The organism is Pseudoxanthomonas sangjuensis, assembly GCF_010211755.1.
GTDB lineage: Bacteria > Pseudomonadota > Gammaproteobacteria > Xanthomonadales > Xanthomonadaceae > Pseudoxanthomonas_A > Pseudoxanthomonas_A sangjuensis.
Genome location: NZ_PDWR01000007.1, coordinates 58,615 through 81,075 on the forward strand (window position 1 = coordinate 58,615; position 22,461 = coordinate 81,075).

Sequence of the window (22,461 nt, forward strand, 5' to 3'; positions counted from 1 at the left end):
GGGAATCGAAGATGGCAAGCAACCCGTTCAGTCTGGAAGGCAAGGTCGCGCTGGTCACCGGCGCCAACACCGGCCTCGGCCAGGGCATCGCGCTGGCGCTGGCCGAAGCCGGCGCCGACATCGCCGGCGCCGGCATCGTGCCGGCCGACGAAACCGGCGAGAAGGTGCGCGCGCTTGGCCGCCGCTTCGTCAACATCCAGGCCAACCTGATCACGATCGAACCGGTCGGGCGCATCGTCGAGGAAACCGTGGCCGGCCTCGGCCGCCTCGACATCCTGGTCAACAACGCCGGCCTGATCCGCCGCGCCGACGCGGTGGATTTCAGTGAGAAGGACTGGGACGACGTCATGAACGTCAACATCAAGTCCGCGTTCTTCATGGCCCAGGCCGCAGGCCGGCATTTCATCGCCAACGGCGGCGGCAAGATCGTCAACATCGCCTCGATGCTGTCGTTCCAGGGCGGCATCCGCGTGCCTTCGTACACCGCCAGCAAGAGCGGCATCGCCGGCATCACCCGCCTGCTGGCCAACGAATGGGCCAGCAAGGGCATCAACATCAACGCGATCGCGCCCGGCTACATGGCCACCGACAACACCGCGCAGCTGCGCGCCGACGAGGAACGCAGCAAGGCGATCCTCGACCGCATCCCCGCGGGGCGCTGGGGCATCCCGGCCGACCTCGGCGGCGCGGCGGTGTTCCTCGCCTCGCGCGCGTCGGACTACGTCAACGGCGCGATCATTCCCGTCGACGGCGGCTGGCTGGCGCGCTGACCGTTCGCGCCGCGGCCACGCCCCCGCGGGGAAAAGGCCTGCGGCAATTTCCGGAGATCGTCGTGGCCGCAAAGATCCTCCCTGCCATTGCCCTCCTGATACTGGCGGCCGCCGCCAACGCCGCATCGCCGCACCGGGTCTTCATCGTCGGCGATTCCACCGCCAGCCAGTACGGCCCCGAGCGCGCCCCGCGCGAAGGCTGGGGCATGCGCCTGCAGTCGTACCTCGACCCGCGGGCCTGGGAAGTGCGCAACCACGCGCAGAGCGGGCGCAGTTCGCGCAGCTTCATCGAGGAAGGCTGGCTGGCGCCGGTGGAGGAAGCGCTGCGCCGCGGCGACGTGCTGCTGGTCCAGTTCGGCCACAACGACGAGAAACGGGAAGACCCGTCGCGCTACGACGAACCGGCGCAGGCCTTCCCGCAATGGCTGATGCGCTACGTCGCGCTGGCGCGCGCCAGGGGCGCGACGCCGATCCTGGTCACGCCGCTGGCGCGGCGCAAGTTCGAGCGCGGCAGCAAGATCGACCAGCTGCTCGACACGCATGGCGCGTACGCGCAGGCGGTGCGCGACCTCGCGGCCCACGAGCGCGTCGGGCTGATCGACCTCGATGCGATGAGCATGGACTGGCTGCGCGCGCTCGGCGACGAGCCGTCGAAGGCGTTCTACATGCACGTGCCGGAACTGGGGCAGGCCGACGATACCCACCTGCGCGACCATGGCGCCTACGCGGTCGCGTGCATGGTCGTGCGCGGCTGGAAGCGGCTCGACGCGGGACTGGCGGAGCACGTGGTGCGCGACACCGATTGCGGCGCGCGGCCGACCTCGCTGGCGGACCGCGCCGCGCAGCCGAACCCGTCGCTGGTCGCGCATAGAGCCGACATCGCGATGCGGCAACCCGGCCCGCACGGCGGCGCCGGCGCGACCACCGCATATCCGTTCTTCGCCGACGCGCCCGGCCTGGGCTTCTTCTTCCGCAAGCGCGTGCTGCACAAGGGCGCGGGCATCGGCCCGCACCCGCACGACCACGACGAGGTCTATTACGTGGTCAGCGGCAGGGGCCTGTACCTGCTGGACGGGAAGTCCTACGAAGTCGCCGCCGGCGACGCCATGCTGACCCGCCCCGGCAGCATCCACGGCATCCAGCAACGCGGCGACGAGGACCTGGTGCTGCTGATCACCTATCCGAAGCAATAGCCCCGGCCCTGCATCTCCGGCGGGCTTCGTGCGACCATGCCCGCCACGACGGAGACGCGGATGGGCGACCCCCACAACCAGGCCGAACGAAAGATCGGCTTCTGGATCTGCACCGCGCTGGTGGTGGGCAACACCATCGGCATCGGCATCTTCGTGCTGCCGGCCTCGCTGGCGCCGTACGGCTGGAACGCCTTGCTCGGCTGGGTCGTCACCGCGGCGGGGTGCCTGGTGCTGGCGTGGGTGATCGCGCGGCTGGCGAAGCGGATGCCGCTGGCCGACGGCCCCTACGCCTACATCCGCGAATCCCTCGGCGATTTCCCCGCCTTCGTCGCGCTGTGGTCGTACTGGGTATCGATCTGGATCACCAACGCCGCGCTCGCCACCGGCGTGGTCGGCTACCTGCAGGCCGCGTTGCCGGCGCTGGCGGGCGTCCCGCCGTCGCTGCTCGCGCTCGGCCTGGTGTGGCTGTTCGTCGCGATCAACCTGTCCGGCGTGCGCGCGGGCGGCGACGTGCAGGTGGCCACCACGATCCTGAAACTGCTGCCGCTGCTCGCGGTGATCGGGCTGGGCGCATGGGTGCTGCTGCAGCCGGATTCGCGGCAAGCGATCTACGTGCCGGCGGAACCGCTCGATTTCGGCGGCACCCTGGCCGCCTCGACGATCGCGCTGTTCGCGATGCTCGGCCTCGAATCGGCGGCGATGCCCGCCGCGCAGGTACGCGACCCCGAACGCACCATCCCGCGCGCGACCGTCGCCGGCACCGCACTGGTCGCCGCGATCTGCATCGCGATCTCCGCGACGGCGATGCTGCTGTTGCCGCAGGACGAACTGGCGAAGTCGAGCGTGCCGCTCAGCGCGCTGATGGACCGCCACACCGGCCACGCGGCGAGCCGCACGCTGGCGCTGTTCGTGGTGGTCAGCGGGCTCGGCGCGCTGAACGGCTGGACCCTGCTGGCCGGCGAAGTCACCCGCAGCATGGCCGTGCAGCGCGCGCTGCCGGCATGGCTGGCGCGCGCCAATGCGCGTGGCGTCGCCTCGGCCGCGTTATGGACGACCGGCGGGCTGGCCAGTGCGATGGTGCTGATGAGCTACAGCCGCTCGCTGGTCGAGGGCTTTACTTTCCTGACCAAGGTCGTCACCGCCGCCGCGCTGCCGCTGTACCTTTGCTGCTCGCTGGCGTTGCTGGTGCTGGCACGGCGCTGGAAAGTATCCGGCGCGCTGCTGGCCGCGCTCGGCGCGGCCTATTCGGTGTTTGCCTTCATCGGCCTGGGCAGCGAACCGTTCTGGCTGGCGCTGCTGCTCACCGTCGCCGGTTTGCCGCTGTATTTCCTGCTGCGCCGCCGAGCCGGCAACCAAGGCGCCTCTACGCTTTGACCCCCTCCCCGCATGCGGGATAGGGAAAGACGCGCAGCGCCGAGGGTGAGGGGTCGGCTTTTGACTTTCGTGGAAGCGACTGCAAGAGCATCGCTCGCTATGCTCGCGCCCTCATCCGCCTTCGGCACTTTCTCCCGCGCGCGGGAGAAGGGTTCCTGCCGCTCATCCGGCGAGTCCTGCGCTCAGGTCCGCATGCAGCAGCCGGTGGAACAGGTGCTCGCCGGCCTCGCGCCGCGCCGACAGGCGGCCGGTGTCGTAACTGCGCGACTTCAGGCCCTGCTGCACCGACTTGCAGATGCCCATGTCCTCGTCCTGCACGATGTTCGCCACGTCGATGCTGCGCCGGTTGCGCGCTTCGGCCTGCGGCGACACGTCGGCGAACCAGAAGTCGAAGATCACCTCGGTGCGGTCCGGGCCCAGCGGGAACACCAGGTTGGTGTCCATCTGCCCTTCGTACCAGTTGATCATGAAATTGGGATGCAGCCAGTAGTACAGCGCACGTTCGCCCTTGCGCACCGCGGCGAAGTCCGCGATCTCGCCCTGGACCATCGGGCTGGATTGCAGGCAATGGCGCGGGCCGTTCTCGATGGCGTAGTGCTTGAAGTCGAGCACGCTGTTCAGGCCCTTGTGCAGGTGCGGGACGTGGTAGCCGCCGTCGAGGTAGTTGTCGACGAACACCTTCCAGTTGCAGTCGAACAGGTAGTGCTGGCGGGCGAACCAGTGCAGCTTGCCGAGTTGCAGCGCGGCGATTTCGTCGACGAGCCGCTGGCCGAAGAATTCCTCGATGCCGGATTCCTTGCCTTTGTCGGGCGCGTCGTCGAGGCGGACGAAGACCCAGTTTTCCCACTCGGCGATGCCGCCGACCGGCACCAGTCCGTGCGCGCCACGGTCGAAGTTGCATTCGTTGACGAAGCTGGGCGTGCCTTTCAGCGCGCCTTCGAGGGTGTAGGTCCAGCCGTGGTACGGGCAGCGCAGGTTCTTCGCGCAGCCTTCGGCTTCGGTCATCACCGCGGCGGCGTGGTGGCGGCAGACATTGAAGAAGCCGCGCAACACGCCATCGTCGCCGCGCACGACGAGGATGCGCTCGCCGGCGATTTCGCAGGTGAGGTACCGGCCGGGTTCGCGGACCTGGTCGACGCGACCGGCGTACTGCCAGGTGCGGGAGAAGGTGGTGCGCCGCTCCAGCTCGTGGATGCGCGGGTCGAGGTACCACGATGCCGGCGGCGTGCTCGCCTCATCCAGCGGCAGGCTGGGGTCGTACTGGCGGATCAGGTCGGCGACGGACGGCTGCATCGGAACCTCGCGAATCGGCTCGATCCATTCTGCCACTCCCTCTTTCCCCTGCGGGCGGAAGAAAGAACCGGCAGAGCCGGTAGGGCGGGTCCTGACCCGCCATGAAGCGCTTCGCGAGGCGGCGGCGGGGCGAGAGACCCGCCCTACCGGACTCAACCCGCCATGCCGCCGTGGCGCAGCAACGCATCGATCTTCGGCGCCCTGCCGCGGAACGCACGGAAGTTGTCCAGCGCGTCGCGGCTGCCGCCGCGCGACAGCACTTCGCGGCGAAAACGCGCGCCGGTTTCGGCGACCTGGTCCGGCGCTTCCTCGAACGCCGCATAGGCGTCGGCGCTGAGCACTTCCGCCCACTTGTAGCTGTAGTAGCCCGCCGCGTAGCCGCCGGCGAAGATGTGGCTGAAGCTCTGCGGGAAGCGGTGCCAGGCCGGCGCGCGGTTCACCGCCACCTCGTCGCGCACCTGCTCCAGCAGCGCCATGAAATCGTCGCGCGCCGGGTCGAAGCCGCCCCCGTGCAGCAGCATGTCGAACAGCGCGAACTCCAGCTGGCGCACGGTGAACATGCCGCTCTGGAAATTCTTCGCCGCGAGCATGCGGTCGTACAGCGCGCGCGGCAGCGGCTCGCCGGTGTCGACGTGCGCGGTCATCGCCTGCAGGCGCTCCCATTCCCAGCAGAAGTTCTCCATGAACTGGCTGGGCAGCTCCACCGCGTCCCACTCCACGCCGTTGATGCCGGCCACGCCCAGCTCGCCGACCTGCGTGAGCAACTGGTGCAGGCCGTGGCCCATCTCGTGGAACAGCGTGGTCACGTCGTTGTGGCTGAAGGTCGCCGGCTTGCCGCCGACGCCCTTGCCGAAATTGCAGACCAGGTAGACGAGCGGCGTCTGCGTCGCCGCGCCCTTGTCGCGGCGGTTGCGGCAATCGTCCATCCACGCGCCGCCGCGCTTGCCTTCGCGCGCGTACAGGTCCAGGTAGAACTGGCCGACCAGCGAACCGTCGCGGTCGACGATGCGGAAGAAGCGCACGTCCTCGTGCCAGGTCGGCGCGCTGTCGGCCTCGACCTTCACGCCGTACAGCGTCTCGATGACGTCGAACAGGCCGGCCAGCACCTTCGGCTCGGTGAAGTACGGCTTGATTTCCTGCGCCGAGACCTCGTAGCGCGCCTGCTTCAGCTTTTCGCTGGCGTACGACACGTCCCAGGCCTCGAGCCGGTCGATGCCCAGCGATTCCTTCGCGAACCGCTCCAGCTCCGCGCGATCCTTCTTCGCGTACGGCAGCGCGCGCGCCGCGAGGTCGCGCAGGAACGCCAGCACCTCGTCCGGCGAATCCGCCATCTTCGTCGCCAGCGAGTAGTCGGCGTAGGTCGGGAAACCGAGCAGCGCGGCCAGTTCCCGGCGCAACTCGAGGATGCGCCCGATGTTGCCGGTGTTGTCGAGTTCGCCCTGCGATGCACGCACGCCGTTGGCGCGGTACAGCGTCTCGCGCAGGCCGCGGTCGTCGGCGTACATCTGCACCGGCAGGTACACCGGCATCTGCAGGCCGAGCTTCCAGCCGGGCTTCCCGTCCCTTTCCGCCGCGGCGCGGCAGGCGGCGACGACGTCGGCGGGCAGGCCGGCGAGCTTCGCCTCGTCCTCGACGTACAACGCGTAGGCATCGGTCGCGTCGAGCACGTTCTCGGAGAACTTCGCCGACAGCGCCGACAGTTCCTCCTGGATCTGCGCGAAGCGCGCCTTCCCGTCTTCCGGCAGTTCCGCGCCGCCGAGGCGGAAGTCGCGCAGCGCGTGCTCGACCACCTTCCTGCGCGCGTCGTTGTAGCCGGCGTATTCCGCCGATCCGGCCAGCCGCTTGTACTGGCCGAACAGCGCCAGGTTCTGGCCCAGCGCGCTGCCGAAGCGGGTGATCTTCGGCAGGTTGTCGTTGTAGGCCTGGCGCAGTTCCGGCGTGTCGACCACGGCCTTCAGGTGCCCGACCTGGTTCCATGCGCGCCAGACCTTCTCGGTGGCGTCGTCGAGCGGCTGGACGAAGCTTTCCCAGGTGACCGGCGCAACGGTTTCCGCCCGCTTCACCGCCGCCTCGGCCTCGGCGATCAGTTGCTCGATGGCCGGGGTGATGTGTTCGGGCCGGATCTGGCCGAAACGCGGCAGGCCGGAGAAATCGAGGAGCGGGTTGGTCATGGAGGGAATCCGGTTCGGGAGTCCCAGTAATAGGCGCCGTCGCGCCGGAATTCAATCCGCCCGTTCGACGAACGGCAATTCCGGCAACGCGCCGCCGTTGGCCGCGGCGGCGATCGCCGCGTCGGTGTCGACCATGTTGATCTGCCGTTCCAGGTACCAGTCGCGGTTGTAGTAGCTGTGCGCGTAGCGCTCGCCGCTGTCGCAGAGGATGGTGACGATGGAACCGTTGCGGCCGGCGTCGCGCATGCGCCGCGCCGCGGCCAGCACGCCGACGAAATTGGTGCCGGTGGAGCCGCCGACGCGGCGGCCGAGCCTTGCGCTGACCCAGCGCATCGCCGCCAGCGAAAGATCGTCCGGCACCTTGGCCATCGCGTCGATGCTGCCGGCGACGAAGCTGGGCTCGACCCGCGGCCGGCCGATGCCTTCGACGCGCGAGCCGTCCGCCAGGGACAACGTCGCATCGCCGCGGCCGCCGAGCGCGCCCTTGTAATAGTCGAAGAACACCGAGATCTCCGGATCCGCGCACAGGATCCGCGTCGGGTACTGGCGATAGCGCACGAAGCGGCCGAGCGTGGCGCCGGTGCCGCCGGTGCCGGGGCTGCAGACGATCCATTCGGGGATCGGGTACGGCTCGCGCTCCATCTGCTTGAAGATGGATTCGGCGATGTTGTTGTTGGCGCGCCAGTCGGTCGCGCGCTCGGCGTAGGTGAACTGGTCCATGAAGTGGCCGCCGCTTTCGCGCGCCAGCCGCTCCGACTCGGCGTTGATGTCGCAGGCGCGCTCGATCAGGTGGCAGCGGCCGCCCTGGAACTCGATCGCCGCGATCTTCTCCGGCGAGGTGCCGCGCGGCATCACCGCGATGAACGGCAGGCCGAGCAGGCGCGCGAAATAGGCTTCCGACACCGCGGTCGAGCCGCTCGACGCCTCGATCACCGGCCGTCCCTCGCGTAGCCAGCCGTTGGCCAGCGCATACAGGAACAGCGAGCGCGCCAGGCGGTGCTTGAGGCTGCCGGTCGGGTGGCTGGATTCGTCCTTCAGGTAGACGTCGATGCCCGGATAACCGGGCAACGCCAGCGGGATCAGGTGGGTGTCGGCGGAACGGTTGAAGTCCGCCTCGATCCGGGCGATGGCCTGCGCGGTCCAGGCGCGCTGGCCGCTGCCCGTGTTCAACTTGTCCATCCGCACGCCCGCACCCTGCCCGTCTTCCGCGAAGCGCCCATTTTACCGCGTCGGCGCGGCGCACCCCTTGGAGCGCATCGCGGTTTTGGCGGATCGCCCCCGTTCAGAAGCCGGCGCCGATCGCCGCGCCGGCGCCCCAGTCCGGGCTGGCGTCGGAGAAGCCGCGGCTGGCGCTGAAGGATCAGCGGCATTCTTGCCGCCGATGGTCATGCGGAAACGCCATCGCGTTGGCGATTTCCCTCGTCGTGCATCAGGTCCAGGCTGCCATCCACGCGACGACCGGTTTTCCCGAGTCCGGGAGGGTTCCTAATCCCCTCTTCCCATGTTGTAACCCGCGGCCGCGGCATTGTTGATGATGCCCGACAGCGGAAGCAGCTGGGACAGGAACCGGTTCCAGCGCGTGATGCCGGCGGGGCCGACCCAGACCACGTCGCCGGGCTTCAGCGAGAACCGGTCGGCGAGCGCGAACGCGGTGGGCGAACCGGCATCGAGGTGGTAGACCGTGGCCGGTTCGCGTTGCCGGTCCTCGATGCCGCGTATCACGTACACCGCCTCGCCCTTCGACGTCACCGGGTTCAGGCCGCCGGTGCGCCCCAGCGCCTGGGTCAGCGACATGTCCGTGGTCTTGAAGTTCAGCGCCTGCGGGCGCAGCACTTCGCCGATCACGTAGACCTCCTTGCGATCGTTGAACGGAAGGAACAGATGGTCGCCGGGGCGCAGGTAGATGTCCGGCGCGACCGAGCCATCGCGGTTGAGCGCATCCAGGTCGAGGGCGTAGTTGCGGCCGTCGCGGGTAAGCACGAAGCCGGCCAGGTCGGCCTGTTCGGCGTTGATGCGCGCGCGGCCGATCGCCTGCGACAGCGTCAGCGGCACGGTGGTCAGTTCCTGCGGCGTCGTGTCCACGAACGCGCCTTGCAGCGAAACGCGGCTGCCGTAGCCGACCACGTTGACGTCCAGCTGCGGGTTGCGCAGGTACTGGGCGAGCCGCGACACGAGCGTGCTGCGCAGTTCCTCGATGGTCATGCCCTTGACGTTGAGCTTGCCGGCATAGGGATAGAAGAACGTCCCGTCCGGCTGCACCAGGCGTCCGTTGGTGACGGCCTGTTGCTGGTTGCCGGCGGGCGTCGTCAGTTCCGGGTGGTCCCACACGGTCACCAGCAGCGTGTCGCCGGGCTGGATGCGGTATTGCTCGGCGCGCACGCTGAGCAGTTCCTGCGGGATGCTCGCCACCGGCCGCGCCGGCGCGACCAGGTCGGCGGTGATCGGCACCATCCGCACGTCGCTGCCGCCGGCGACCTCGGCATCGCCCGACGATTGCCGGGTCATCTGCTGGCCGGGAACGCACGCCGCGGCGAAGACCGCCAGCAACGCAACGGATACGAAGGAACGAACGGGCAGCGTCATCTTCATCGATGCAAGGTCCTCGTTTGGCGCGCAACGCCGCCAATGGCGCGCTTGCGCTGGGCCGTCGTGATGCACGAAGCCTAGGCCGTGCCGGGTGCAGGCATCGTGATATTCGCCGCGCTTGGTGCCGGAACATTCATCGTCGTTCCGCGGCTTTGGCGCGATCCGCGCCGCCGCCGATTCAGCCGTGTAGACGCATCATCAACAAACCACCATATTCCTTGAACGCGCGTCCGCTCCGCCACAGCGCGCTGTGCGACGGCAACCAGCGTTCGCGCCAGTTGCTCCGCGTCGCGCGTTCGAGCACGGAAACGGCGACGGCATCGATGCCCGCCGCGCGGAACTCGGCGATCGCGCGCGGCATGTGCAGCGAAGACGTGACCAGAAGCACGCTCCGCACGCGGTGCCGCTGCGCCAGCGCCGCGGTATAGCGCGCGTTGTCGCGGGTGTTGCGGCTGCGCTCCTCCAGCATCAGCGCCGAAGACGGAACGCCGAGCCGGGAGATCGCGCGGGCCATCGTGCGCGCTTCGCTGGAAGCGCCGTCGCCGCCGCCGGACAGGATGATCCGCGGCGCGCGACCGGCCAGCCATGCGCGCGCGCCCGCGGCCAGGCGGCTGCTTTCCAGGTCCTCGGCACTGACGTTCGAGCGCCTGAGCCAGCCGTAGTGGCTGCCGCCGCCGAGCACGACGATGGCATCGGCCCGCGGCAAGGCGGCTTCTTCCACCACCGGGTAGCGTTCCTCCAGCCGGCCGCGCAGCCAGTCGGAAGCCAGCGGGACCGACCACAGCGCGGACCAGCCCGCGGCGGCCAGCATCAGCGCGACGCCGGCCCGGCGATGGCGCAGCAGCACCGGGATGGCCAACAGTGCCAGGCACAGGCTCAGCGCGGGCGGATAGGTCAGCGAGACCGCGAATTTCGACAACGATGCCATCATGCGGGACGGACCTCAGATCACGATCTCGTGGGTGACGTAGAAGTAGAACACCGCGCACGACGCCAGCAGGCCGATCCTGAGCAGGAGCGGATGGCGCAGCATCCGCAGGCGGCTGTGGCAGACCACCGCGGCGAGGATCAGCGAGACCGCCAGCCAGCCCGGCAGCAGGTAGCGGTTGGAGAAGAAGCCCCAGCCGATGGCGAAGAACGGCAGCAGCATGACCAGGTAGACGCCGGTGCTTTCCCTGATCTTCTCGCGGAACTCCCCGCGCACCAGCGGCATCAGCATGTAGGGCAAGGCGTACCAGAAGATCGAGAACACCGCGAAATCCGTCCGCACGCCGGAGCGGTAGTAGCTGTTCGCGGTGTAGGACATCACCAGTTCGTACAGGGTCGGGACGAAGCCGCGCACCAGCACCATCGAGAGCCCGGTGACGTAGAGCGCGAAGGCGGCCGCCGCGACCAGCCGCTGCATGCGCACGCCGAAAAGCAGCAGCGGCGCGAACGCCAGGTACAGCAGCGACGACATGTGCAGGCTGCTGGCCAGCAACCCGTAGGTCGCGAACGACCACCAGCGGCGTTCGCGGAACGACAGCAGCGCGGTGAACACCAGCAACGCGGCCAGGCCCTGGCGCACGGCGTTGATGGTGGCGTTGACGAACATCGGCGAGACGAACAGCAGCATCAGCGCCGTGCCGAGGAAGGTCAGGTAGCCGGTGCCCTCGCCCAGGAAGGCGTGGTAGCGGCGCGTGGCCACGACCACCGTCGCCAGCATCGTCGCGAACAGCGCGGTCTGGTAGCCGACCACGCCGACGCCGAGTTTCCACAGCGCGTAGCTGAGATAGGTGAAGCCGGGTTCGAGCCGCGTTTCGATCGAGGATCGCCCCAGGCCCTCGAAGAAGCCGGCGTAAGTGTGGGTATCGGTGCCGACGTCCGGCCCGCGCGTGCCGACCAGCCAGCATGCGAAAACGGCGACCGCGGCGAGCAGCAGGAAGCCCAGGACCGCGGCCGCGGCGGTATTGACCGCATGGTGGCGGCGCGGCGGCAACGGCAGCGAATCGGCGCGGCCGCTCATGGCGCGACCCGGTTGTCGCGGTCGCGGCGCAGCGCGACGAGCAGATACTGCCGGCCTTTTCGCAACGTGCCGAACGCGCGCGCGAAGCAGTGCTCGGGCAGGCTGACCAGTCCCTGCCGCAGCAACTCGCGCCTGGCCAGGCGCCCGGCCGCGTGCATCGCGCGCAGGTCGCGGCTGAGCCCGCCGGCGCCGTAGTTCGGCTTGTGCCAGTACGCCAGCACGCGTTCGACGCGCGCGCAGCGGTAGCCGGAGAACGCGATCTGCGCCCACAGCAGGAAATCCTCGACGCGGCGGAAGTTCTCGTTGAAGCGGAACGGCAGGTCGCGGCGCAATACGACGGATGCGGTCGGGAACGGGTTGTGCAGCAGCAGCCGGCGCCGGCCGATGATCCGGGTGCGCGCGGGCCGCGCCGCCGCGCGCGGCATCGCCGCGCCGCGTTCGCTGACCCGCATCCGGTGCGCGATCAGCGCGATCGCCGGATCGGCGCGCAAGGCCCGCATCTGCAGCGCGATCTTGTCCGGCGCCCAGGTGTCGTCGGCGTCGAGGAACGCGATGTAAGGCTGGCTGGCCAGGCTCCAGCCGGCGTTGCGCGCGCGCGACGGCCCGCCGTTCGCCGGCAAGGCCACGACGGTCGCCCATCCCGGCGGGTAGTCCGCCGCAAGCCGGTGCAGTCGCGCGAGCGTGCCGTCGCCGCTGGCGTCGTCCACCAGCAGCACCTGCGCCACCGGCAGGCGCTGCGCCGCCACCGAAGCCAGCGCATCGCCTATCGTGTCCGCGCATCGGTAGCACGGCACCACGACGGTCACCGGCGCGACTTCGCCGCTCACGGCGCCGTCGCTCGCGGCATCGGGGCGATCGTTGGCGGCAACGAAATCGACCATGGGGCGCATTGAAATATGCCGAGCGCCTGCCGCGCGTATAAATCGGGTGAAAGGCGGACGGGGGTGGCGTCTTCGTTCAGCATCGTCGCGATCGCGTCCGCGAAGGCCGCGCGCCCGCACCAGCGCGAGGTGATCCGGCAGGCGGCATCGAGCCCGATGTCGTCGGCGAAATCGCGGCATTTCGGGTGGTATTCCACCATCGTGAACGGCACCCCGCACAGATAGGAAACGATGGCGCCGTGCAGGCGCGCGCTGATGAATGCGTCGCAGTCGGCGATGCCGCCGACGGTCGCCAGCGGATCGCGGCCGTCGTAGCGCTGCAGCACCGCGTCGACGCCGCGTTCGCGCAGGCGCGCATGCAGCCGCGTCGCGATGGCCTCGTCGCCGTGTTCGGGATGGCTGTTCAGGCAGAACACGCGCACGCGCAACGGCGCCGCTGCGCCGGCCAGGGCATCGACGCAGGCATCGAGCCATGCATCGCAGGCGGGCGCGGGATGATCGTCGCGGACGGCATAGCGGCACGGCGCGATTCCCACCGTGCGCGGCCCCGCCTTCCCGTCGCGCCCGTTGCGCGGGAACAGCAGCGGCAGCAATCCGGCGAGGTCGCGCCCGTCGTGCGCGACCTCGCCCAGCCCCCTTGCCTGCGCCAGCTCGAACGAGCGCCGGTCGCGCACCGCGATGTAGGAAAACGCACGGGCGTTGCGCGCGGCGGCGGCCTGCGCGGCGGCATCGGGGAAGGGCCCGATCGACACGCCGAGCGCCGCCAGCCGCAGGCGCCCGCGGCGTTGCGCGGACCGCATCAGCGGCGTGCGGAACGAGCGGCGCGCGTTGATCACCGAACCGCCGCCGAGCACCAGCACGTCGCTGCCCCGCAGGCCGCGCGCGAAACCGAGCAGGCGCGCGGTGCGGCCGGCGATGCCGGTGCCGCCGTACCAGTCGCGGGGCAAGGCGCGCGGCCAGGTGCCGGGCGCGTCCAGGCCGGCGAGCGGCGGGCCGATCAGCCGCGGCGCGGCGTTCCAGAAACGCCTTGCCGCGGCCGCGCACAGCACGCCGAACAGGTCGTCGCCGAAATTGCGCATGCCGTAATAGCCGGTGAAGGCCACGCGCGGCTCATCGCGCATCGCCGCCGCTCCCTGCCTCGCGGGTCAGGCGCCGCGCGCCGCGCCACATCGCCAGCAGCAACAAGGCTTCGGCGGCCGCCGTCGCCCACGCCGCGCCCAGTGCCTGGTGGCGCGGCACCAGCCACAGGTTCAGCAGGACCGCGGCCAGGGTCGCCGCCAGCATCGCGTTCACGCGGTAGCGCATGTGGTCGCGCGTCAGCAGCGCCGACCCCACCGCCGTGGAAAGGAATCGCAGCGGCACGCAGATGGACATGACCTGCAACAGCGTCGCGACCTCGCCGTAGGCGGCGCCGAACACGCGCGGCACCAGCCACGGCGCGACGAGCGCCAGCGTGGCGCCGGTGGCGATGCCGGCGGCGAGCATCGCCGCGTTGCCCGTCCGGTACGCGCCCCGGAATCGTTCCGGGTCGTGCACGGCCCAGCGGTGCAGCCGCGACAGCAGGTACTTCTGGTAGACGGTCGCCGGGAACAGGTAGATGGCGGTCATCACCGCGAGCGCGATGCCGTACCGGCCGGCGTGCGCGTTGCCGCCGAGGTATTTCAGCAGCACCGTGCCGACCTGGAAGAACACCGGATAGAGCGCCGCCGACAGGCCGTAGGCCCAGGCCTGCGACCACAGTTCGCGCACGCCCGGCGATGGCGGCGGCGGTTCCATGCGCCGCGGGCCGTGTCCCTTCAGCCGCCTGCGTCCCGCCTGCATCGCCGACAGCTGCGGAATCGCCACGGCGGCGACGAGGATGGCCAGCAGGCCGTGGCCCAACGCGACCTGCGCGGCGGATGCCGCGGCCGCCGTCCATGCCAGCAGCGCGATCGCGAGGCGACCGCCCGGCAGCAGCAACTGCCACAGGGCCAGCGCGCCGGGGCGTTCCTCCAGGCGCAGCTTGCTGCCGACGAAATCGCCCGCGAACAGCCCCGGCCCCATCGGCGCCAGCCACAGCAACGTCGTGCGCGTGCCCGCATCCCCCGCCGCGCCCAGCAACGCCCAGCCGACGACGAGCGCCAGCGCCAGCAGCGTGGTCAGCAGCGAGAAGCGCAACGCCGGGCGCATCCAGCGGTCGGCATCCCAGCCTTCGCTGCCGTAGGCCTTCAGCCGGAACTGCGAAAGGCCGAATCCGGCCAGCGGCGCGATCATCGTCACCGTCGCCAGCGAGGAGGCGAACAGGCCGTAGTCGTCGGGCCCCAGCCGCCGCGCGAGCAGCGTTTGCGCCAGGAACACCATGCCGGCCGCGGCCAGCGTCGCCACCCACAGCAGCGAGATCGCGGCGACCGCCGGACGCCAGCCTTGCGGGATCGCGTTCACGGCGACCGCACCTGTCCGTTCGCCGCCGCCGCGCCGGGCAGCGGGGCCGGCAGCAGTTCGTCGTAGACCTCGAGCGTGCGGCCGATCACCAGCCGCTCGTCGAAATCGCGCACCGCGCGCCTCCGCGCGGCGGCGCCGAGGCGCTGCAGCAGGTCGCGGTCCGCGTCGAGCTGCACCAGCAATCGCGCCAGCCCCGGCGCGTCGCGCGGCCGGACCCACAGGCCCTCGACGCCGTGCGCGGTCACCACCTCGCGGCAGCCGGGGCGGTCGGTGGTGATCAGGCCGAGGCCGCTGGCCGCGCCCTCCAGCAGGCAGCGCGGCACGCCTTCGCGGTAATAGCTGGGCAGCACCATCACGTCGACGGAATTCAGCAGCGCCGGCATGTCCTCGACATGGCCGAGCCACCGCAGCCGGCCTTCGCGCTGCCACGCCTCGACTTCGTCCCGGCCGATCGAACCCGGGTTGCCCGCGTCGGGCATGCCGGCGAGCAGGAATTCGATGTCGCGCGCCTGCGTGCGCAGCAGCCGCGCCGCTTCGGCGAACTCGCCCACGCCTTTTTCGCGGACCAGGCGCGAAGCCAGCAGCACGCGCAACGGCCGCGAGCGGGCGCGGGCCGGCTGCGGCCGGAACCGGCGCACGTCGACGCCGGAGCCCAGGATCAGCCGGATGCTGCGCTCCGGCACCAGGCGCGCTTCGGTCAGCGTCCGCGCATCGTCCGGGTTCTGCAGGATCACGCGCGAGCGCCTTCCGCCCAGCGCGATGCGCATCAGGGCGCGGACCAGCGGGCGCAGCGCGCGCGCCTTCGGACGATCGCTGGCGAACACGAAACCCATGCCGGCGATCGCGTTCACCACCGCCGGCACGCGCGCCAGGCCCGCGGCGATGCCGCCGTAGATGGCGCACTTGACGGTGAAGTTGTGCAGCAGGTCCGGGCGCTCCGACCACAGCAGCCGCACCAGATGCCCGAGCGTCCACAGCTCGCGCAGGGGATTCAGGCTCGCACGCCGCATCGGCAGCGTGCGCCAGCGGATGCCGTGGCTGCGGAAGCGCCCGCCGAATTCCCCCGGCGGCGACAGCATCACCACCTCGACGCCGCATTCCTGCAGGCGCAACGCCGTCGCGAGGCGGAAGTTGTAGAGGTACCAGTCGGTGTTGGCGAAGAAGACGATCCGCATCTGCCGATGCCGCCACGCATCGCGAGCGAGAGGTGGCGGACAAGTCATCCGAATTCGGGAAATCGGAGTGTATCGGCGCGGCTTCGCCGAACCCTTGACGTCGCAATCACCTTCCTCTTCGCGGCATGAATGGCATGCGGGCCGGTGCGCGGACGCCGATTCGCGTCCGCACCGGAAGACCGCGTGAAGGCCCGTTCAGCCCGGCCGCGGCCCGGCGCGGCGGCAAGCGCCGCGCCGCCATCGTCATTTCGCGTAGTAGTTGGTCGTCACGCGGATGTCGACGCAGTCGTCCGTGGCCTGGATGTGGGCGCCGTTGCCGTGGTTGCCGCCGACGAGGCCGGTCATCGCCACCAGCGGGTTGATGGCCGTATTCACGCCGTGCAGGCGGGTGTGGTTGTTGCGGAAGACGTTGCCGCTGACCTGGTAGGAGGTCGTCGCCGAGCGCAGCATCACGCCCTGCAGGTAGTTGTGCTCGAAGCGGTTGAGCGCGACGTAGCCCTTGTAGGGCGAGATGGCCAGGATGCCGTAGCCGCCGTTGTAAACGACGGTGCAGTGCCTGATCGTCACGCCGCTGACGCGCTTGTAGACCTGGATGCCGTTGCCCTGGTTGTTGCGGACCAGGCAATTCTCGATGTGGACGGTCGAGGTCGTTCCCGAGTCGTTCGCATCGGGCTCGATGTCGATGCCGCAACCGGGCGCGACGCCGTTGCTGTAGCTGAATTCCGAGTCGTAGACCTTGACGCCGCTGGAGCGGCCGATCGACAGCCCCTGGCGGCGGTTGTTGGTGGAAACGACGTTGGCGACGACGACGTCCTGCGAAGCGATGGTCGGCGCGCCGGCCACCATCGCGCCGCCGATGGAAAGGCCGTCGCCCCAGCACTTGGACAGGTGGATGTCGCGGATCGTCACGCGCGAAGATCCGCGCACCATGATCGCGTGGCCCCATTCGCCGGTCGTGCCCAGGTGGGTGTCGCGGTCGCCGACGATCTGGCCGCCGGAAATCTCCACGTCGCTGACCTTGTAGACCATCACCACGTAGGCGCGGTCGGCGTCGTTGCGCTTGGCCACCAGCTTGGCGCCGTCCGCCAGCTGCAGGTGCATCTTGCTGCGCAGGCGCAGGTTGCGGGTCGGGTCGATCACGTAGGTGCCGGCGGGAATGTAGATGGTGCCGCCATCGGACGGCAGCGCATCGATCGAGCTCTGGATGGCGGTGGTGTCGTCGTGGATGCCGTCGCCGTGGGCGCCGCGATCGCGCACGTTCAGGATCGCGCTGCCACGGGCCCGCTTCGGCGGGATGTAGGTCGAATCCAGGGTGCTGCCGGCGGCGGCGAACGCGCGCTGGAGGCCGGTGGCGGTCAGGACGCCGGTGGCGGCGAGGAGCAGGGAGTTGCGAAGGAAATTGCGGCGCGACAGCTTCGTGTCGCGCGCGTCGTGGGTGCGCGTTGCGTGGTTCACCGGATATCCCCTGGAGCTGCAGGATCGATTGCGGAATTGCCGTGCGTGCGTTGCACGCGTTCCAGTCGCGCTTCTTCCGAAACATCTGCGACTGCGGGACGCAAAGATAGATGCAGTCGCATCGACTCGCCAGAGCTTCGGCGCGTATCTGTGCACGCGCGCAACTATTTCTTCCTGAACCATTCAGACGATTGCGCATTCAAGTTGATGAATGTGCGAACGACTACAAACGTGAATGACGAAGGGAGAAAAATTCAATCGACGACGCGGTTGTCGTCGGCGATGCGGACTTGCCGCGCCCGCCCCGATACCGCGATCTGCCGGCGCCACGCGCGCGCCGCGCCGACGCGGCCGTTGCCGGCGAACTCGTTCAGGCTGACGGTGATCCCGCGCGCGCCCGGGCGCAGGGCGATACCGCCGAGGGCGTTGCGGCGGATCGCATTGCCGACGATCCGGCAATCCTCGGCGCCGATGGCGAGCACGCCGTGGCCGCGATTGGCTTCGATGACGCAATCGCGCACCGTGACCGCGAAGCTGCGCCGGTACAGCTGGATGCCGGCGCCGCGGTTGCCGCGTATCGCGCAGCGGGCGATGACGATGTCGCGGGCGACGTCGCCGGGGTCGGGTTCGACGTCGATGCCGCAACCGGGCAGCGTGCCGCCGGTGTCGGCGAATTCGCAATCGCTGACGCGCACGTGGCGCGAACGGCCGATGGTCAATCCCTGCCGGCGGTTGCCGATGCTGCGCACCCGCGTCACGACGATGTCGCGGCTCGGCGTCGGCCTGCCGTCGGCAGCCTTGCTGCCGCCGATGCTGAGGCCATCGCCCCAGCACCGCGCGACGTGCAGGTCGCGGACGGTGACGGCGGTGGCGCCGCGGATCATCAGGCCGTGGCCCCACTCGCCGGTGGTGCCCAAATGACCGTCGCGCTCGCCGACGATCTGGCCGCCGGAGATCTCCACGTCGTGCACGTCGCGGGCCTCGAGCACGTAGGCGCGCGCGGCCGCATTCGGTCTGGCGAGCAGGCGCGCGCCCGGGTCCATCCGCAGGTGCATGCGACTGCGCAGGCGCACGCCGCGCACCGGGTCGAGCAGGTAGTCGCCAGCGGGCACCCGCACGGTGCCGCCGGCCGGCGGCAGCGCGGCGATCGCAGCCCGGAACGCGTCGGTGTCGTCGTGGCGACCGTCGCCACGGGCGCCACAGGCGCGCACGTCGACGCGGGTCGCGCCGCGCGCGCGCGCTTTCGCCACCGCCGCGCCTTGCGCGCGCGACGGCCGCGGCAGCAGCAATGCGCAAGCCAGGCACTGCAGCAGCGCCCGGCGCCCCGCGTCCGGGTCAGTTCGGCGGCGGATGCCCATGGCGCGCTGTCCCGGCCGTCGCCGGCGTGCCGCGATGGGATGCCGCGTCCAGCCACGGCAGCGCGATCGCCAGCAGGTAGAACTTCGACGCATGGAACTTGTTGTCCAGGCGCTTGCGGTTGCGGTCCAGCCAGGCGCCCGCGCCGGGCAACAGGTCGCGCATGCGGTCGGCGCAGTCGCGCACGCGGTCGAACCGTTGCCGCGCCAGGCCGCGCAGGTCGAAGCGGAACGAGCCCTTGCTCCGCGTGTAGGGCAAGCCCTGGAAGCGCGTGGCGATGTGCTGGCGGATCAGCAGCTTGTTCAACTGCGTGACGGGATCCACCTTCTCGTAACGCGGCACCTCGTGGTGGATCCACTCGCGCAGGGCGATGTCGCAGAAAGGATAGGCGGCCCGCAGCGACAGCGCGTCGGCGACGTACAGGCCCTTGGCGAAGGCGCCGGCGGAGCCGGCGATCGACGTGGACATGTCGCGCCATTCGCTGGCGCTGGTCGCCGAACCGATCTCCCGCTCGAACAGGGCGAGCCGCTGCCGCGACAGATGCGCGATCCTGCGTCCGAACAGCGCATCGACCTCCTCGTCCGCGAAGCGCGAACCGGGAAAGGCCCGCTCGACCGGGCTCATCATGAGCGTGCTGAGCAGGTAGCACAGGCGGAAGCTGCGCGCGACCGGCGGCAGGTCCATCAACCGCGCCGGCAGCCGCATGTCGCGCGCCAGCCTTCTCAGCAGGTGCTGGTGGCGGCTCATCGGCGTGCCGAAGTAGCTGTCGGCACCCAGCCCGTCGATGAAACCGTCGCCGCCGCAGGCGGCGATTTCCGTGCCCAGGTCGATGCACGACAGCAGGGCGAAGTCCGCGGTCAGCAGCGGCATGCGCGCGACGACGGCGAGGTACCGGTCGTAGGCGCGGCCGGGATCGCAGGCCAGCGCATGGTGGCGCAGGCCCAGCGTGCGCGCGACATGCGCCGCCGAGTCGACCTCGTTCTCCTCCGGTCCGCCCAGGTAGGTGATGCAGGTGGTGTCCGGGCGCGCATCGGCAATGGCGATCGCCAGCGTGGTCGAGTCCTTGCCGCCGCTCTGCAGCAGCCACGGCGCGCGCATCCCGCGGCAGCTGCCGGCCACGGCGTCGCACAGCAGGCGGTGGTATTCGCCGACCCAGTCCTGCTCGCTGCTGGCTTCCTCCGGCACTTCGCCGGCGTTGCGGAACTTGAAGCGGAACCGCGGCGCCTCGTGCATGTCGTCGTGCGGCGAGAAACCGAAAGTGACCAGGCGCACGCCCTCGAAGATCGAGAACGGCGGATACACGAACGCGTTGCGCAGCAGGTCGGCGATCGAGACCGGATCCAGCGGCGGCCGCTCGCCGCCGGACAGCGCCGAGAAATCCGGCGTGCCGTAGTACGGCGACATGGTGATCTGCAGGCGCACGCGTCAATTCCCCGGCACGGGCTTGTGGAAGGTCTGGTAGTCGTAATAGGTGTACGTGTACTGGCCGGAACCGCGCTTCTCGACCGCGTTGAAGATCGCGCCGCGCACGTCGACCCCGTTCTGCTCCAGCCGCTGCTTGGCCAGGGCGATCTCGCGCTGCTGGTTGAGGCCCCAGCGCACGACCAGCAGGCAGGTGCCGGCGTGGTGGCCGATCAGCGCCGCGTCGGTGACCGCCAGCACCGGCGGCGTGTCGACGACGACGACGTCGAAACGCCGCGAAAGCTGCCCCAGCAGTTGCTTGAAGCGCGGGCTCATCAGCAGCTCGGACGGGTTGGACGGAATCGCGCCGCGGGAGATGAACGACATGCGCTCGGTCCCGGGCACCGCGCGCACCGCCTGCTCCGGATCGATCTTCCCGGCGATCAGCTCCGACAGCCCGCCTTCGGAACGCACCCCGACGGCCTGGTGCAGCGTGCCGCGGCGCATGTCGGCGTCGACCAGCAGCACGCTCTGCCCCGACTGGGCGATCGTGACCGCGAGGTTGGCGCAGACGAAGGTCTTGCCGACGCCGGGGCTGGGCGCGGCGATCATCAGGACGTTGTTCTCCATCTCCGCCAGTGCGAAATGCAGGCTGGTGCGCAGGGTGCGCAGCGCCTCCATCGCCAGGTCGGACGGAGAGCGCAGCGCGAGCAGGCGCGGGCGCCCGTCGCGGCGCAGGCGGCCGGGGCGGTGGGCGACCTGCCGCCCCTTTTCGCTGAAGGGGATCGAGGCGTAGACGGGCAGGCCGAGCAGCTCGATGTCGATCGGGTCCTCGACGCCGCGCTTGAGCATCTGCCGCAGCAGCACGAAGGCGACCATCAGCATCGCGCCGAGCGCGGTGCCGCCGGCGACGGTCAGCAGCGGTTTCGGCCAGGCCGGCAGCGTCGGATTGACGTCCGCCGAATCGATCAGGCGCACGTTGCCGACCGCGCTGGCGCGGGCGATGTTGAGTTGCTGCGCCTGGTCGAGCAGGTTGGCGTAGGTCTGGTTGATCACCTCGACGTCGCGATTGAGCCGGAACAGGCCCTGCTGCGTGTCGGGCAACTGGTTGATCTGCCCCTGCAGCCGCGCCTTCTCCGACTGGAAGCGCTTGATCTGCGACGCCAGCGCCGCGTACGTCGGATGCGAAGGGGTGAAGCGGCTGGCGACATCGGCCAGCTGCATCTGCAGCTGGCGGATGTTGGAATCCAGCGCCACGCTCTGGTTCAGCAGCGCCTGGTTCTGCATGCCCACGTCGAGCGTGCCGGTATTGGTCTGGAAGGCGTTCAGCGCGGCCTGCGCATCGGCCAGTTCGCGGCGCACGTTGGGCAGCTGCTCGGTGACGAACTGCAGGCGCTTGGCCGCTTCGGCGGAGTTGCGCGCGATGTTCTGCCGCACGTAGGCCTGGGTGATCTCCTCCAGCACCTGCCGGGCGCGCTGCGGGTCCGGATTGGCGTAGGTCAGCGCGATGATGCCGGAGTTGCGGCCCTGCTCGGTGACGGTGATGTCGTTCTTCAGGCCGGCGAGCACCGCCATCGGGCTGAACTTGCGCACGTCGAACCGGGCGCCGGGATTGGCGACCAGCGTGCGCACGTCCAGCACCACGCCGTGGCCGTTGTCGGCGACCTGGCCGACGCTGCCGGTCAGCAACGGACGGTCCTCGGGGCCGAACAGCACGAAGCGCCCGCGCTCTCCCGCCACCAGCCGCAGCGGCGCATCCATCAACTCCGCGGGCAACGCCAGGCGCGCGATCCGGATCTGTTCGCCGCCCCAGCCGTACTGGTCCAGGCCGAACCATGCCGGCGCCAGCGCGCCCGGCTGCAGGCGCTGCTGCACGCGCGCGGCGAAGTCGCCGAGCAACGGCATCCGCACCGGCGCGGCGGAAACGTCCAGGCCGAGCCGCGACATCGCTTCGCCGAGCACCCGGCGCGAGGTGATCAACTGCGATTCCGTGGCCGTCGGCGCATCCACGGGCGGCGGCACCGGCGCGCTCTGGCTGGTCGCCAGGCCCGGCACGGTCGGCGGCCGGCTTTCCACCTGGACGACCGCATTGGCCTCGTACTGCGGCGTCGCCAGCAGCACGTAGGCGAGGCTGGCCAGTGAGAACAGCAGCGTGCCGAAGGCGATGGTCCATTTGCGATCGGTCAACGTGGACAGCAGGATCGGGATGTCGATGTCGTCGTCGCGCGGCGCCGACGACGGCAACAGGTGCAGGTTGGCTTGCGTGCGCGGGATCAGATGGCTGGGCATGGATCGTTACCGAGTGTGCAAGGATGGAAGGAAGGCATCGCCGGCGGCGCATTGCGGCGGCGCGCAAGCGGCGGCGGGCAGGAAGGCGGAT

Annotated in this window: 17 protein-coding genes; 3 read left to right on the forward strand and 14 right to left on the reverse strand. The window is 70.1% G+C overall.

What is annotated here, in order from left to right; translation table 11 throughout:
• Positions 1-11: 11 nt before the first annotated feature.
• From kduD to CSC71_RS05205, 3 genes are all read left to right on the forward strand, one after another.
• A complete protein-coding gene (gene kduD / locus CSC71_RS05195) occupies positions 12-770 on the forward strand; it encodes a 2-dehydro-3-deoxy-D-gluconate 5-dehydrogenase KduD (protein WP_162373291.1) in 759 nt (252 codons plus the stop codon).
• Between the two features lie 62 nt (positions 771-832).
• Positions 833-1,963, forward strand: a complete 1,131-nt coding sequence (locus tag CSC71_RS05200; protein WP_170295387.1) for a GDSL-type esterase/lipase family protein — start codon at positions 833-835, stop codon at positions 1,961-1,963.
• Positions 1,964-2,023: 60 nt separating this feature from the next.
• Positions 2,024-3,337 carry an APC family permease gene (locus CSC71_RS05205; protein WP_162373292.1) on the forward strand — a complete coding sequence of 438 codons (1,314 nt, stop codon included), beginning with the start codon at positions 2,024-2,026 and terminating at the stop codon, positions 3,335-3,337.
• Positions 3,338-3,499: 162 nt separating this feature from the next.
• Here the strand turns inward: CSC71_RS05205 and CSC71_RS05210 are convergent, their stop codons facing one another.
• From CSC71_RS05210 to CSC71_RS05275, 14 genes are all read right to left on the reverse strand, one after another.
• Positions 3,500-4,666, reverse strand: coding sequence for an aromatic ring-hydroxylating oxygenase subunit alpha (locus CSC71_RS05210; protein WP_162373293.1), 1,167 nt, complete (start codon positions 4,664-4,666; stop codon positions 3,500-3,502).
• A gap of 116 nt (positions 4,667-4,782) precedes the next feature.
• Positions 4,783-6,801, reverse strand: a complete 2,019-nt coding sequence (locus CSC71_RS05215) for a M3 family metallopeptidase (RefSeq protein ID WP_162373294.1) — start codon at positions 6,799-6,801, stop codon at positions 4,783-4,785.
• A 51-nt stretch (positions 6,802-6,852) separates the two neighbouring features.
• Positions 6,853-7,980 carry a PLP-dependent cysteine synthase family protein gene (locus tag CSC71_RS05220; RefSeq protein ID WP_162373295.1) on the reverse strand — a complete coding sequence of 376 codons (1,128 nt, stop codon included), beginning with the start codon at positions 7,978-7,980 and terminating at the stop codon, positions 6,853-6,855.
• Between the two features lie 306 nt (positions 7,981-8,286).
• Positions 8,287-9,390, reverse strand: a complete 1,104-nt coding sequence (locus CSC71_RS05225; RefSeq protein ID WP_246192007.1) for a polysaccharide biosynthesis/export family protein — start codon at positions 9,388-9,390, stop codon at positions 8,287-8,289.
• A gap of 175 nt (positions 9,391-9,565) precedes the next feature.
• The gene (locus tag CSC71_RS05230; RefSeq protein WP_162373296.1) at positions 9,566-10,306 is read right to left on the reverse strand and encodes a YdcF family protein; all 741 of its coding nucleotides are present in this window, start codon (positions 10,304-10,306) and stop codon (positions 9,566-9,568) included.
• Between the two features lie 24 nt (positions 10,307-10,330).
• Positions 10,331-11,392 carry an EpsG family protein gene (locus CSC71_RS05235; protein ID WP_162373297.1) on the reverse strand — a complete coding sequence of 354 codons (1,062 nt, stop codon included), beginning with the start codon at positions 11,390-11,392 and terminating at the stop codon, positions 10,331-10,333.
• Positions 11,389-12,273, reverse strand: coding sequence for a glycosyltransferase family 2 protein (locus CSC71_RS05240; RefSeq protein WP_162373298.1), 885 nt, complete (start codon positions 12,271-12,273; stop codon positions 11,389-11,391). Before CSC71_RS05240 ends, CSC71_RS05235 begins: the two co-directional genes overlap by 4 nt.
• Entirely contained in the window at positions 12,216-13,394 is a 1,179-nt protein-coding gene (locus CSC71_RS05245) for a polysaccharide pyruvyl transferase family protein (protein WP_162373299.1), read from the reverse strand. Before CSC71_RS05245 ends, CSC71_RS05240 begins: the two co-directional genes overlap by 58 nt.
• Positions 13,384-14,694, reverse strand: coding sequence for a lipopolysaccharide biosynthesis protein (locus CSC71_RS05250; protein WP_162373300.1), 1,311 nt, complete (start codon positions 14,692-14,694; stop codon positions 13,384-13,386). Before CSC71_RS05250 ends, CSC71_RS05245 begins: the two co-directional genes overlap by 11 nt.
• Positions 14,691-15,869 (reverse strand): glycosyltransferase family 4 protein, encoded by a 1,179-nt coding sequence (locus CSC71_RS05255; RefSeq protein ID WP_162373301.1) that lies wholly within the window; start codon positions 15,867-15,869, stop codon positions 14,691-14,693. The genes CSC71_RS05250 and CSC71_RS05255 overlap by 4 nt, the downstream gene beginning before the upstream one ends.
• 243 nt (positions 15,870-16,112) lie before the next feature.
• The gene (locus CSC71_RS05260; protein ID WP_162373302.1) at positions 16,113-17,324 is read right to left on the reverse strand and encodes a right-handed parallel beta-helix repeat-containing protein; all 1,212 of its coding nucleotides are present in this window, start codon (positions 17,322-17,324) and stop codon (positions 16,113-16,115) included.
• A 254-nt stretch (positions 17,325-17,578) separates the two neighbouring features.
• Entirely contained in the window at positions 17,579-18,682 is a 1,104-nt protein-coding gene (locus CSC71_RS05265; RefSeq protein ID WP_162373303.1) for a right-handed parallel beta-helix repeat-containing protein, read from the reverse strand.
• Positions 18,660-20,102, reverse strand: coding sequence for an asparagine synthase-related protein (locus tag CSC71_RS05270; protein WP_162373304.1), 1,443 nt, complete (start codon positions 20,100-20,102; stop codon positions 18,660-18,662). Before CSC71_RS05270 ends, CSC71_RS05265 begins: the two co-directional genes overlap by 23 nt.
• Before the next feature lie 3 nt (positions 20,103-20,105).
• Complete coding sequence (locus tag CSC71_RS05275) at positions 20,106-22,370, reverse strand: polysaccharide biosynthesis tyrosine autokinase (RefSeq protein WP_162373305.1); 2,265 nt, start codon at positions 22,368-22,370, stop codon at positions 20,106-20,108.
• Positions 22,371-22,461 lie beyond the last annotated feature (91 nt).